At 45.1% G+C, this 13,789-nt stretch carries 14 protein-coding genes; 6 read left to right on the top strand and 8 right to left on the bottom strand.

Annotated elements, in window-relative coordinates:
• The first annotated feature begins 197 nt into the window (after window positions 1-197).
• Window positions 198-1,625: an aldehyde dehydrogenase family protein gene (locus tag JMX92_RS02715; RefSeq protein WP_201543782.1), complete on the top strand. Its 1,428-nt coding sequence runs from the start codon at window positions 198-200 to the stop codon at window positions 1,623-1,625.
• Window positions 1,626-1,780: 155 nt separating this feature from the next.
• Here JMX92_RS02715 and JMX92_RS02710 read toward each other — a convergent pair whose 3' ends face one another.
• Window positions 1,781-2,308, bottom strand: coding sequence for an Rrf2 family transcriptional regulator (locus tag JMX92_RS02710; protein WP_201543780.1), 528 nt, complete (start codon window positions 2,306-2,308; stop codon window positions 1,781-1,783).
• Window positions 2,309-2,433: 125 nt separating this feature from the next.
• Here JMX92_RS02710 and JMX92_RS02705 point away from each other — a divergent pair, with 125 nt between their 5' ends.
• Window positions 2,434-2,874, top strand: coding sequence for a CopD family protein (locus JMX92_RS02705; RefSeq protein WP_201543778.1), 441 nt, complete (start codon window positions 2,434-2,436; stop codon window positions 2,872-2,874).
• 75 nt (window positions 2,875-2,949) lie between these two features.
• On the opposite strand, the gene JMX92_RS02700 is transcribed toward JMX92_RS02705, so the two are convergent.
• Window positions 2,950-4,179, bottom strand: a complete 1,230-nt coding sequence (locus tag JMX92_RS02700) for an NnrS family protein (protein ID WP_201543776.1) — start codon at window positions 4,177-4,179, stop codon at window positions 2,950-2,952.
• Between the two features lie 216 nt (window positions 4,180-4,395).
• Here JMX92_RS02700 and JMX92_RS02695 point away from each other — a divergent pair, with 216 nt between their 5' ends.
• A complete protein-coding gene (locus JMX92_RS02695) occupies window positions 4,396-4,551 on the top strand; it encodes a hypothetical protein (RefSeq protein WP_201543775.1) in 156 nt (51 codons plus the stop codon).
• Between the two features lie 201 nt (window positions 4,552-4,752).
• Window positions 4,753-5,589 carry a HesA/MoeB/ThiF family protein gene (locus JMX92_RS02690; RefSeq protein ID WP_227675235.1) on the top strand — a complete coding sequence of 279 codons (837 nt, stop codon included), beginning with the start codon at window positions 4,753-4,755 and terminating at the stop codon, window positions 5,587-5,589.
• Here the strand turns inward: JMX92_RS02690 and JMX92_RS02685 are convergent.
• On the bottom strand, window positions 5,586-6,884 hold the full coding sequence (locus tag JMX92_RS02685; RefSeq protein ID WP_201543774.1) for an AarF/ABC1/UbiB kinase family protein: 1,299 nt from the start codon (window positions 6,882-6,884) through the stop codon (window positions 5,586-5,588). The two genes, JMX92_RS02690 and JMX92_RS02685, sit on opposite strands and share 4 nt — an antisense overlap.
• A gap of 300 nt (window positions 6,885-7,184) precedes the next feature.
• The gene (gene aroQ / locus JMX92_RS02680) at window positions 7,185-7,688 is read right to left on the bottom strand and encodes a type II 3-dehydroquinate dehydratase (protein WP_201543773.1); all 504 of its coding nucleotides are present in this window, start codon (window positions 7,686-7,688) and stop codon (window positions 7,185-7,187) included.
• Between the two features lie 584 nt (window positions 7,689-8,272).
• On the opposite strand from aroQ, the gene JMX92_RS02675 reads away from it, so the two are divergent.
• Window positions 8,273-8,488 (top strand): cold-shock protein, encoded by a 216-nt coding sequence (locus tag JMX92_RS02675; RefSeq protein WP_011960044.1) that lies wholly within the window; start codon window positions 8,273-8,275, stop codon window positions 8,486-8,488.
• A 321-nt stretch (window positions 8,489-8,809) separates the two neighbouring features.
• A complete protein-coding gene (locus JMX92_RS02670; protein WP_201543772.1) occupies window positions 8,810-9,961 on the top strand; it encodes a DEAD/DEAH box helicase in 1,152 nt (383 codons plus the stop codon).
• Window positions 9,962-9,988: 27 nt separating this feature from the next.
• Here JMX92_RS02670 and JMX92_RS02665 read toward each other — a convergent pair whose 3' ends face one another.
• From JMX92_RS02665 to murB, 4 genes are all read right to left on the bottom strand, one after another.
• Window positions 9,989-11,032, bottom strand: a complete 1,044-nt coding sequence (locus JMX92_RS02665) for a sulfite exporter TauE/SafE family protein (protein WP_201543765.1) — start codon at window positions 11,030-11,032, stop codon at window positions 9,989-9,991.
• Window positions 11,033-11,083: 51 nt separating this feature from the next.
• Entirely contained in the window at window positions 11,084-11,326 is a 243-nt protein-coding gene (gene ccoS, locus JMX92_RS02660; protein ID WP_011960047.1) for a cbb3-type cytochrome oxidase assembly protein CcoS, read from the bottom strand.
• Window positions 11,327-11,553: 227 nt separating this feature from the next.
• Window positions 11,554-12,456, bottom strand: a complete 903-nt coding sequence (locus JMX92_RS02655) for a YdcF family protein (protein WP_201543763.1) — start codon at window positions 12,454-12,456, stop codon at window positions 11,554-11,556.
• 139 nt (window positions 12,457-12,595) lie between these two features.
• A complete protein-coding gene (gene murB / locus JMX92_RS02650; protein ID WP_201543761.1) occupies window positions 12,596-13,747 on the bottom strand; it encodes a UDP-N-acetylmuramate dehydrogenase in 1,152 nt (383 codons plus the stop codon).
• Window positions 13,748-13,789 lie beyond the last annotated feature (42 nt).

Genomic DNA, 13,789 nt, shown 5'->3' with positions numbered 1-13,789 from the left:
TAAGTTAAGGGCACTGCACCGCACAATCTACTAGACCGCATTTAGTCGCTTAACAACATCTCTTATAAAATCAACAACAAAAAATAATGGTATCGCGGCTATGCATTCTCTATTCTATAAAACATATATAACATGCCACCCCCAATCTAATAACCCAATCTAATAACAAAATCCAAAAAATAAACCATAGGTGATGTATGCAGCATTTTTACCCTTTATATTTAGCCAATAAAGCCCACGAAGGCAGCGATGATGCGCTTGAAGTGATTAATAAGTACAGTCAAGAGCCTGTCGCCGAGGTGGCCCGTGCCGATGAAGCACTATTGGAGGAGGCCATTGCTGCAGGAATTAAAGCAATTCCTGAGATGCAAGCCTTAAAGCCTTATCAAAAGCAGCGTATTTTGCTGGACTGTGTGGCCAAGTTTACTCAAAGATTTGATGAATTTACTGAAGCGCTAATTGCCGAAGGCGGTAAGCCAGAAGCGGCAGCCAAAGCAGAAGTTAAGCGCTTAATTGCGACCTTCCAGTTCGCTGCAGATGCGGTCACCACTATGCCAGAAGGTGAGGTCATTCCCTTAGATGTGACCGAGGCCAGTGCCGGCTATCGCGGCTTTACCAAAAGAGTGCCTATCGGACTGTGTGGCTTTATTTCCCCCTTTAATTTTCCGTTAAACTTAGTGGCACATAAGATAGCGCCTGCCATTGCAGCCGGCTGTCCGTTTATCTTAAAGCCGGCCAGCTATACCCCCATTGGTGCTTTATTGATCGCTGAGGTATTGGCGCAAACTGAGCTGCCTGAAGGGGCGTTTTCTATTATGCCCATGTCATCGAAGATAGCGGACAAATTAGTCACTGATGAGCGTATTAAGCTGCTCTCTTTTACCGGCTCTGATAAAGTGGGCTGGGATATGAAAGCGCGCGCCGGTAAGAAAAAAGTCGTGCTCGAGCTCGGCGGTAACGCGGCTGTGATGGTAGAGCCTGATGCAGATCTTGATAAGGCACTACCACGGATTATCACTGGAGGCTATAGCCAGGCCGGTCAGGTCTGTATTAGTGTACAGCGGGTACTCATTCACCAAGATATTTATGCCTCTGTAAAAGACAAATTAGTTGAGCTTGCCAAACAAGTCAAATCAGGTGACCCCAGTGAGGCTGATGTGGTGGTAGGCCCTATGATTGATAAAGGAGAGCTTGAGCGTATTCAACAGTGGGTGAAAGAAGCGGTTGATGCTGGCGCGACCATCTTGTGCGGTGGTGAAACCAAGGGCTTGGTGATGGAGGCGACCATTCTTGAGAATGTCAGCCACGAGGCCAAGCTTTATAAAGATGAAGCCTTTGGTCCGGTGATGATTTTAGAGTCCTATGAGGACTTTGAAAAAGGGATGGCGCTGGCCAATGATACCCGTTTTGGCCTACAAGTGGGTGTGTACAGTAGCAATATCAATAAAGCCTTGCAGGCCTGGGATACCCTAGAGGCGGGCGGCGTGATTATCAATGATGTGCCCACTTTCCGAGTCGATAATATGCCTTATGGCGGGGTAAAAGACTCAGGCTTTGGTCGAGAAGGGGTGAAATATGCCTTAGAGGACATGACTGAGCTTAGATTGATGGTTGTTAAAGACTAAATCTATAGGCTTTAATGCTGATGCTTAAATGCGGTCAACACGAACAACAGCCCCATCAATAGATGGGGCTGTTGTTTATTAGGTTTGGCACTATTTAGTGCTGCGGAGCTTGGCGATAAATGAGATGTGATATCTTGTTTAGCGGCGGCTTATCGTTAATTTATGGCTTGAGTCGATGCTACTGTGCCGGTATGAAACTTTAAAATCTGCCACAGCGCCTCTTCATTGGCCACAATATCAGCCAAAGTGTAGTTATCCATGACCTTCAAAAATGCCCCAGTCGCTTCCGCAAAAACAGACTTTAGCTTACAAACAGGGGTGATGGCGCAGTAATCTGCAGGCTTAGGTTGCGCTTTGCTCTTTGAGTTACTGCGGCTTTGGGCATCACAGCCGGGCGCAGGAAAACAGTGCACCACATGAAAATCAGGCTCAGTTTGGCGAATGACTTCTCCTAAGTTGATGTCTTGGGCGGCTTTGGCCAGACGAATGCCGCCATTTTTGCCACGGATACTTTCAATATAGCCAATTTGCGCCAATTGATGAATGATTTTGGTCAAGTGGCTGCGCGAGATTTGGTAGCTGTTGGCAATATCCGTAATAGTGGCTAGGGTATTGCGGTCGGGAATGACCGCCAAATACATCAGTGTACGTAGAGCGTAGTCACTATAATTGGTGAGGCGCATTAATTTTACCCCTTAAGTTAACGTAAAGCAGCAGGATAACTTGTTTTGTCAGTGCCGCTGCGATAGCTGTTATAATTATGTTGGCGAATCTAAAATTATTCTAAAACCCTAAGCAAGGGGGCGATATGCTAAATTACCTATTAATTGCACATCTACTGGGTGCTACTGTCTGGACAGGCGGCCACTTAATCTTATCGTTGGTGATCCTGCCCCAAGCTTTACGTAATAAAGAGCTTGGCGCACTGATGGCCTTTGAAGCACAGTTCGAAAAAATAGGTATGCCCGCTTTTGTATTACAGGCGCTCACCGGCGTAGCGATGATACATAAGATGCTACCAGATGTGTCAATGTGGTTTGATACCCGTAATGACATTGGCCTACTGATCAGTATCAAGCTAACCTTACTATTGCTAACCCTATTGGTGGCGCTGCATGCCCGCTTTCGGGTCATTCCGCAATTAACTGCGGCGCGGCTTAACTTTTTTGCTCTGCATATCGTGGCGGTCACCTTGCTTGGTGTCTGTTTTGTGATAGTCGGCTCTTTATTTCGTACCGGTCTTGGCTAAGCAGCAGCTCTATTTACTCAATGGATGTGTCGTAATCACTAAGCTATTATACCTCTAATTTAGTATTGACTTCTATTATCCAAACAGTCCATCTTCTCTTTGCTTGGCCAGTATTGGCCAGTAGCTGATGCCAAACAGTACAAAGCAAGCTATCCAAGCACTTTGGGCCAGTATAACCCATGTTAAATAATACTCCAGTGCCACCAGGGGCATCACAACCCGAAAGATGAAGGCAAATACCATCAGGATAAAGATAAAGTTGACGGTCTTTGGCGGAGTATGAATGCTACGCCCTGTATGACCTAACGACACTCGAGACATCATTGACACCGTCATCATGCCAACACCTGATAAAGCCAAAGCGTGCACCGCAATGCTGTGCGCAAAGTTGAGCCAAGGCTGCACTGCAAATAATACAAAGCTTAGGCACATGCCCAAAAAAGCCACAAATAGTGACCACAATAGCGGCTTTTGCCATATTCTAGGCTGATACCAGCCTATAAGACGGACACCATTAACCAAAGCCACCACAGCCGCTGAAATACTGATGAGATAAGGTTGAGGGTAGAAAATATCGGCCAACATAAATATTAAGAATGAGCCAAGACTGAGCCCATCTAGTAGTTTGCTGTTTTTTACCTTAACCTCTTGATCACTATCAAAGCTTAAGCCACGTTCAATAAAAAATGGCACCACACGTCGGCCAATGGTGAGCACAATACCCACGACTAAATAGAGGCCCAAATAAATTCCGACTCGAAAATAGCTTTGTTCGCCACTAAAAATGCTCCAGTAGCACAGCATATTACCTAAGGTAAGCAGCACAAGCTTTGAGACAATACCCATTTGTTTGTACTGCTTAACCGCAAGCACAGCCTTGATAACGGCATATGCACTAAGCAGCATAAATCCCATATCACCAACTATGGCTAGGGTGAGCCAGACAGTCTCATTACCTGCCAAGCCTACAGCTGACCAGCCAATACGCGCCAGCAACCAAAAGCCAAAGATGACGCCCAAGCGGTAGCCATAAGGCATCATTATGCCGGTCCAAGTCTTAACCGCAGTCAGCAAAAATCCAGCAATAATGGCCATGGCATAGCCATAGAGCATTTCATGGGCATGCCAATAAAGCGGATTAATATCTGCTGTCTGCATTGAGCTGTGGCCTGTGAACATAAGCATCCACAGCAGCATGGTAATAATGGCAAACACACTGCCACCAACAAAAAAAATGCGAAAGCCTAGGTTTAAAATAGCCAAAGGTGAGCTGGGACGTTGATTGGGAGATTGAATCTGAAGCATAGGGCGCCTCGTTAGATGAAATTGCTCAAAGACAGCAGGCTAACACCAAAAAAATACAGTTATCTATGGACAGATAAGGTGTAAACAACTGAAGCATTGAGCCATAATAACAAAAGATGTATTTATAATGAATGTTTTATTATAGCGGTTTATCTGCGCAATGGATAGCTGAAAATTTAAGCTTTGGATGGTTGCAAGATAAGCTTGGATCTAAGCTTGGAGTTAGGACAACATAAAAAAGAAAACCCCCTATCAGGACTAGGGATGATAGAGGGGGTGGAGAAAGGCGATTATTATTTTATTATTATTATTTTGTTTGGGTTAACCATTATAAAATCAAAAGGTTACCTGTTTTTTACAGCGGGTTATTAATAAATTAAAAGACCGGCGGTAAAGGCAATATTATAGGACAAATTACCTTTAAAGTAAATGATAATTATTATCAAATGGGTGTTTATCTACTGGGTATTTAATCCGATGTCTAAAGGCCGATTATCCAGTTTTTGTAAGGTGTTATAATGGCCCTTTAATCGATAATACATACCCACGGCGTGGGTAAAAAAGAGATCAAATATGGCACAAGATAAGAGGGGCGCAATGGATATGAATTTAAGCGATGCAGAGCTGATGCGTTATTCACGCCAAATTCTACTTGAAAGCTGGGATATTGAGGCCCAAGAAAGATTAAAAGCCAGTACGGTAGTGATTTTAGGTGCAGGCGGACTTGGTTGCCCAGTGTCTGAGACTTTGGCACGCGCAGGTATCGGTGCGATTCATCTTATCGATGATGATGTGATTGAGGCCAGTAACCTACAACGGCAAACCTTATTTACCGCAGAGGATATTGGGAAAAGTAAAGCCAAAACTGCTTGCCAAGCATTGTCGCACATCAACCCTTTTGTAAAACTCAGTTATGCCACCGAGCGGTTACAGGCAGATAATGCCAAGCAGCTATTGCTTATTGAGCAAGCCCAAGCGGCAAGCGGCCCTTATTTATTGCTAGACTGTACCGATAATTTTAGCGCGCGCGACATATTAAATCGGGCGAGTGTCAAGGAGCGCCTGCCATTATTATCCGCCTCAGCCATTGGTATGTCTGGACAATTGGCTTTGTATGAGCCGGCTCAGAAAAGTGGCTGCTATCACTGCGTATTTGGTGAAACCTTAGGCAGCTTAGAGCAATCAGAGACAAGTGATACCCAGACCTGTGCCAATTCTGGGGTGCTGGCCAGTACCACCACTATTATGGGTAATTTGCAGGCCAATGCCGCCTTACAGTATTTAGGGCGGGGCAAAAACCCGCTGGCAGGTCAGCTGCTCATCTGGGAGGGTATTCATATGACGCAGCACAAGCTGCATTACCGCCAAGACAAGCAGTGTGAGGTATGTGCCAAGCCTTATGACATTTAATAATCAATGTAGTGCTTAACCAGAGGGCTTAAGTCAATCTCTACGCCAAGATTAACCAAGTTCCAGTATTGGCCCGAAACCGTACGGTCTATCATCATGGTAGAAGCTGAGGGCTGAAATTGTTTGAAGTATTTAAGCCCCTGCTTGGCTTGAGAGATGGCCTCGTGATGAACTTGGCTGCTACCAAAATCAAAGGGTCCGCTATGATAGGGAGCAATAGATAGGGGTTTTAACCCAATCTCTAGCCACTTTTGATAAAAGCTGCCTGGTACCAGCACCTCATCGACTCGGCGAATATCTAGAGCAATTAAGTCTTGCTCAAGCGCGGTCACATCACCTTTTAGAGCATGCTTAGCAAAGCGTCTAAACAGCTGAATATCAGCATCACTGTACGTACGAATCCCACCAAAATCATAAGCAATCACGCTGCCATCAGGACGAAAAGCGAAGTTGCCAGGATGTGGATCACAGTGCATGCGATACAGCTCAAAGATTTGTCCGGCGCTAAAATGAAACAGTCTTGTGGCAATCTTTTGTTTCACCTCATTGTCCCAGCCAGCAGCTACGCTTAATGGCTCACCAAGCTCCTCGGTCAAGGTTAGGATGCGCCGTGTCGAGTGGCTTTTTATCACTTTGGGAATAATTAAACCTGGATCATCGGCATGAAAAGCGGCAAAAATAGCCAAGTTTTGTGCCTCTTTGATGTAATCTAGCTCATCTTTTAGCGTATCACGTATTTCATTGAAAATTTGATCTTGTAGTTCTTTGCCCATGCTGAGCACACCGGTCATTTTCAGTGCCATTCTGACCTGTTTAAGGTCGCTATCGCAGTTTTTATCGACATCAGGATACTGCACTTTGACCACAACGTGTTGACCTGTGGGTAAAATGGCCTTGTGAACTTGGCCGATGGAGGCCGCAGCAAAGGGCTGCTCTTCAAAGTGCTCATAGGCCTGCTCAATTGGCATGTTAAGCTCACGCTCAACTTGTGACTTAATTTGCGAATAGGGCATGGCAGGCGCATCATTTTGCAGCTTCTCTAGTGCTGCGGCCACCTCGGGGGGAAAGACTTCTTTGTACTGTGAGGCAATTTGCCCCACTTTCATCACCGCCCCTTTCATCTCTCCTAAGGTGTCAGCAATTTGAATGCCGACATCTTGTAGCATTTGCGAGCGGGCTTCTGCGCGCTTATTTTCATCACTAGAGAGACTTTTAAACGAGTTTTTAGCCGCCTTTCCAGCGATACTTGCGGTCATACCGGCAAGCTTCATAAACCGTTTGCTTGATGATGTCATAGTTTGCAATGCCTTAACCCTTAAAAGGGATGTCTAAAGGGGGACAAGTGAGAAGTTAGGCTCACTGTTATGAGCCGATCCCAATGATATATTGTTTGTTTTGCAGCCTATTATAAGCGAAACCAGTAGTTTGTCAGTGTCATTTTGAGGTATTAAATGGTGATGACTGTCCTATGTTGCTCGTGGGTAAGTTATTTTGGTAAACGCTTAAAGGGAGACCAAAGCATAAAGCGTGGTCTACGTTGAGGCGGTGACCTAGGTTTAGGTCATTAGCTGTGCTTAAACGGCTCGATAGTGTGATTAATTATCTTCATCTTGCTGCAATAAATAGCTCAGTGCCATGTCATAACCCAGATGGCCTAAGCCGCAGATAACACCGACCGCTTTGTCACTAAAATACGAGTGGCTTCTAAAGGGCTCACGGCTGTGGATATTGGATAAATGCACCTCGATAAAAGGCTTGTTTATACCAAGTAGCGCATCACGCAGCGTAACGGAAGTGTGGGTAAATGCCGCAGGATTGATAATTACCGCATCAATTAAGTCTTTAGCATCCGCTAAAATACCGTGATGTTGAACGGCATCGACCAGCTCGCCTTCATGGTTTGACTGAATACTAATCAGCTCAATATTTTGAGCATGAGCAGTCGCCGTTAAGCGCTGTTCAATATCTTGTAAGGTGGTGTGGCCATAAATGTGCGGCTCACGCAGACCGAGCAAATTTAGATTGGGTCCATTAATCAGCAAAATACGGCGGTGCTGAAAAAGCTTAGGACTAGCGGCTGTGGAAGGGGAGTGCGACATAAAGTGTTTTTTTCCGTTATTTATTTTTCTGTTATTTAGAGCATATCTGATCACATCGAGTAAAGTGCCATAGACGAACCTATAAAGGCCAACAGTTATCATATGGCATTTTAAGAGATTTTAAAAAGTGATAGTCATTATTTCTTATATCAATACTAAAAGTAGGCTTTTAACTGGGCATTTACTCGATTTTGCCCCAAAATAGGCGCCTACACAGCTATAATAGCACACCTATTAAGTAGATATTAATAGGGCTTAACCCTAGATAATTAAAGACTTGGCGTAAAAATTAGATAAAAATTTTGCGCAGATAGTGTGAAAGTTATGTTAAAACACTTTGTGTTAATAAAAGGGCGTGCTATGATTAGTTTTAGATAACAAACATGTCTGTAGTGTTACAGAGATGAGAAAAGCCTGTTTCTAAAGGCAAATTATCGTTTAATGAGCAATATAGTACATCGGCTTTGTTATTAAGTGGTCAAGAGCCACTTCTTATACCCAGTGTTAGCATTTCAGGCTTCAGCTTATATGCTTTAATTGGGGTTAAATTGAAGTTTTGTTAATTAAGTTTTAGGAAGTAGATTATGTCAGCTCGTGAGCAAGGTACTGTTAAGTGGTTTAATGATGCAAAAGGCTTTGGCTTTATTCAACGTGAAAGCGGTGAAGATATCTTCGTTCATTTCCGCGCTATCCAAGGTGACGGCTACCGTTCACTTCAAGACGGCCAAAAAGTTGAATTTATCGTAACTGAAGGTGAAAAAGGCTTACAAGCTGAAGAAGTTACTAAAGTAGACGCTTAATTCAAATGCCGATGAAGCGTTTGTGAGATTAAGCTGGCAAGCCCCACTTTTATCAAATGCTTTCCCGCTTTTATCAAACGCTTTATAGTTAGACAGCCAATATGCCAAATCTTATAGCCGCCGTGCAGCGTAGGATTTGTTATGTTGGCTTTTTTTTGTTTGTAATAGTTGTGCCAGCAACAGCAGATGTATGGTTAACATAGATCGATTGTTACCGTGCTTAGGCTTAGGATTAGGATTAGGATTAGGATGGGCAATAATTGGGTCAATAGCCTATAATAGATAAAGATAATATTAACCCACAAAGATTAAGGAAGTTTAATGGATGAGTTTATTACCTTTGCTGATTTGTCCTTAAGTGACAGTATCTTACGCTCAGTCAATGACTTAGGTTTTACCGAGTTGACCGGTATCCAAGCGCAGATTTTACCGCATACGTTAGCTGGGCAAGATGCCATTGGTCAGGCACAAACCGGAACAGGTAAGACAGCCACTTTTTTAATTACTATTATTGAGGCATTACTAAAGCGCCCATTTGCAGATGATGAAATGCGTTATATTGGCGAGCCAAGAGCGCTGATTTTGGCACCCACTCGAGAGTTGGCCAATCAGATCTATGACGATGCCATTGCCTTGACTAAACACACCAGCTTACACAGTGTGTGTGTGATGGGTGGGATTGATTATGATAAGCAGATTGCCGCGCTAGATAAAAGCTATACCGATATTTTGATTGCCACCCCCGGGCGCTTGATTGACTTAATTTACAAAGGCCATGTGTTTTTAGATCGTATTGAAGCCTTTGTTTTAGATGAAGCCGATCGTATGCTAGATATGGGTTTTATTCCAGATATTAAGCGTTTGATGCGTTATATGCCGCCCAACACCGATTGTCAAAGCCTGCTGTTTTCGGCCACCTTTAACCAAGATGTGATGAATCTAGCGTATCAATGGCTTATGAATCCGGTGTTCGTAGAGATTGAGCCTGAGCATAAGACCAGTGATTTGGTTGAGCAGCATTTTTACCTGTTGACCGAAGCCGATAAACATCAAGCATTGACCCAGATTTTGGCGCAGCCTGAGACAAAAAAGGTGATCGTATTTGCCAATCGCAAGGATCAGGTAAAACGCTTATATACCAAGTTAAGCACGGATCATAATGTGGTGATGCTCTCAGGTGATGTGGATCAAGCCAAGCGTGAGCGTTACTTGGATAAATTTAAAAATGGCAATGCTAAGGTACTTGTGGCGACTGATGTGGCGGGACGTGGCATTCATGTTGATGACATCAGCCATGTGGTCAATTACACCTTACCGGATCAGCCCGATGATTATGTACATCGCATCGGCCGTACTGGGCGGGCCGGCCAAAAAGGCATCAGTATCAGCTTTGTTAGTGAAGATGATGCCTTTAACCTGCCGGCCATTGAAGCGCATTTAGACCGCCACTTAAAGCTTGAGCAGTGGGGCTAAGCTTTCTTTTAAGTCAAGGTGTTTAAATTAAGGCTGGGTTGATGATGAGGTTGACTCAGCTGGCGGATGTTGGTGATTGCTCATATCTGCCATATCTGTCATGTCTGCCATATTGTGATGGTCATGGCTGGTATCCATCGGCTCATCTGTTAAAGAATGATGGGGCATATCTTGGTGATTCATAGCATGGTAGGCGCTATCATTTTGATGGTTATTCATATCAGACATATCTGACATATCGTGGCCTGAGGGCATGTCTGCCATGTGATGAGCCTCATGCCCACTATCATGATCGGCTGCGTTGTTGATATGCATACTGTGTTCACTGTGCTCTGGCATGCTGCTGTCCATCATTTGATGTTGGCTATGCGCTGCGTGATTACCATGATGATGACCGTCGCCATGCTTCATGGTCAAAGGAATAAAGATAACAGCCAGCCCCGAGAGCAGCATAATAAGGCCATTTAATTGACGCAAACGAAAGCGGCCAATCTGTTTGTGTAGCCAGCCGACGGTCTCATGGGTGGCCACCAGCATCGGCACAGTCCCTAAGCCAAATACGAACATCAATAGCGCCCCTGAGGCCACACCATTACCCACCGCTGCCATCAATAGAGCGCCATATACCAGACCACAAGGTAAAAAGCCCCAAAGCAGACCAGCGGCCAACGCCCGAGGGAAGGTGGTCAGCGGAAATACTTTTTGGCGCAGTGGCGATAATTTTTTCCAGATGCCCATGCCCACTTTTTCAAGCTTATTCAAAAACGGTAAGCCCAGCATATTTAGACCGATAAATGCCAACACTAACCCCAATAAAATCCTAGGTAAGTTGTTGCCCATCATTAAAGGTGCCAAAACTGTGGTACCAATAAGACCGGCTATCACCCCTAAAAAGGCGTAACTGAGCAATCGGCCGAAATGGTAGGTGGCGATAAGCATCCGCTTTTTTGTGGCGCTAACTTCCTGCATCGATAAGCCAAAAGCGGTCACAAGACCACCGCACATCCCTAAGCAATGCGGAGAGCCAAAAAAACCCATGGCCAAAGCGGCAACAAGTAAAGGTGTTGTCATAATACGTATCCAAAAGTTTATTAAGAATAAAAATCTAGGCGTCCATCAAGACTATTTATCGTGGGTCTCTACAGATTCGGCGGGGGCTTTATTGACCTGTTCAGGCTGTGCTTTTTTGGCAGGGGGCGGGGTGGAGAGTGCTTGACGTCGCTCTTGGCGGTCATCGAGAATCACCCGCTGTGATTCGTTATCTAAGTCTTCAAACTGGTTGGATTTTACCGCATAACGCACCGCCCAAATGCCAATAACAAACAGCATAAGGCTCAGCGGTATCAACAAATACATACTGACCATAACGAGATTTCCATTTTAATAGGGCGCTGCTTAATAATGAGGCGTCTATAATGATGAAAAGGAAGCTTATTTTGAGCCAACTATTATACGCTTGTTGGACGCTTAGTGCTGAGGTTTGCTTAAAGATTACTCAAATAAAGTCTTATCATATCGGTTAGCGGTCAAATGAGGGCATGATTGTGGAGATAGGTTTGGGGCAGCTGGTGATGATACAAAGAGTACGTACGCTAAAATACTTTGACATCTTCAGGCTTACGGCTACGTAGTAGGGTGTCAAAGCTGACTTCACTGGCGCGGCGACAGTTTTGTTGTGGCGCAAATACATCACGGGCGTAAGCGGCCAACTCATATAAAGTGCGCCGTGAGTGCTGCGCATTATCTTTAGGATGTAGCCAGCTTTTTTGCATGGGCAAAGGCGCCACTATCGGGCTGGTATGAATGTTATTGAGGGCAAATTGACGGCGGGTACGCGTCATGTGATAGGCGTCTGTAATTAAATAAACGTCAGATAAGTTAAGACGCTTGGCAGTAAAGCGGGCATTCTCGCAAGTATTCATGCTGGCATTTTCGGTAATGATATTATCAATGCCATAGTTCAGCAGCCAGTCACGCATCCAAGGTGCTTCTACCCCTGTTAAGATAATGGGCAGGGGGTTTTTTTTATAATGCCAAATGACCGTCTGCATCCGATTCAGGCTGTATTGATTTAAGACAATGCTATTGGGTGAAAGCTGTGGGGTGTTTTTTTGGGCTGGACTTGATGGCGGCCGATTGGCTACGTGGGTATCTGAGCCCTTATTTGCGATGGCGGATTTTTGACGGTTGGGCTTATGATCGGCTTCAGTGAGCCCACCACCGAGTACCACATAGGCGGTTGGCTCATGCTCTGAGCGCCAGTTTAAGGGCAGCGTAGGCGCAGTGGCTGACTCAGCTTGGTTGGCGTTTAGATCATATATCAGCGGCCGCATGGCATGATTGGCTTCAGGTATAGGCAGGTGATTTAATACCCACAGGCCTATCGTCGAAAACAGCGGGGTAAAAAAGCTGGCCACGCTTAGTATTAGCAGCATAATGACTGCGATAATACCTCGCTGCACTGCCTTTAAACTGCGCTGTAAAGCCTGACCCATGATTTCCACACTAGGTTTGTCGAAGAGAGCTAAGAATTATAGCCAGTTATGGGTGTGATTTGCCATTGTTTTATTGCGATAAAATTATGAAAAAAACAACTTTTGGGCGGGTTAATCCTCTACAAAAAAAGTTGATCACTTAAGGTGCGGCGGTATAACTGGCCTGCTCATCTACCCAGACTGGCTCACGCTCAAGCTCAATACCGAACTTGTCTTTAATGCTGCGCTGAATGAACTGCTGAGTGGCTAAAATATCCGCTTGAGAGGCAGGCGTGGTGCTGTCCAAAGCGCTGTGATTGACCAAGACTAAGGCTTGTTTGGCATGGGTTAAAATCGGATTGATACCTTGGCCTTTAAGTCCGGCAGTATCGATCAGCCAACCGGCTGCCACCTTAGTATGTGCCTCATCAACGCGGTAGCCAACAATGCCAGGATACTCATGTTGTAACTGTGCAAATTGCTCCGTGCCGATGATGGGGTTTTTAAAGAAGCTACCACAGTTAGGTAGAACAGCAGGGTCGGGCAGCTTTGATTGACGAATGTCAATAATGGCATGCATCACATCAATTGGGCCAATAGCTGAGCGATTATCCGCTTGAGCCAGACTCAGTGCTAGGCAGGCCACATCACCATAATCGGCATTAACTTGGGTGGCGTCTTTGTGCAGTTTAAAGCCTACGCGAGTAATGAGCCATTGTCCGGCTTGCTGCTTAAATAGGCTATCGCGGTAATTAAATTGGCAGTCCGCTTTGTCAAAGTCATGCCATTTTTGAGTGGGTAAATGAAACGCTTTAATATGGGTAAGACAGTCCTCTAGCTGCACCCCATAAGCGCCAATGTTTTGTACCGGAGAGGCACCGACCAGACCTGGGATTAAGGCTAAGTTTTCAAGCCCATACCAGCCGTTATTGACGGTGTAGAGTACCAGCTCATGCCAGTTTTCCCCGCCCATAACCTCAAGGCTTACGCTGTGCTCATCTTCGGCCAAAACCTCTATGCCTTTGAATACAGGATGTAATACTTGAGCTTGTAGCTGTTTGGGTAGAATCACATTACTGCCGCCTGAGAGCACGAACAGCGGCACATCACCTTCTTTTAGCTTGGCAATAGCCGGTTCAACTTGCGCCTCTTGCTCAAGGGTTATCAGCTGCATTGCTTGGCAAGACAGGCGCATAGTATTGTGTGCCAATAGTTGGGCAGGGGCAGTTATCAACTTGGCCAAATTAAAATCAGAGTCTGCCTGATTTGAGGCAGTAGTCACAGAGGCGGTAGTGTGAAAAGAGGGGCACATAGGCAGCTTACGACTCAGTTTGGGTGAATAAAAAGGGCAATC

The sequence above is a fragment of the Psychrobacter sp. H7-1 genome (assembly GCF_904846585.1).
GTDB lineage: Bacteria > Pseudomonadota > Gammaproteobacteria > Pseudomonadales > Moraxellaceae > Psychrobacter > Psychrobacter raelei.
The sequence above is the reverse complement of the archived record's forward strand: the minus strand, read 5'-3'. Positions and strand labels throughout refer to the sequence as shown.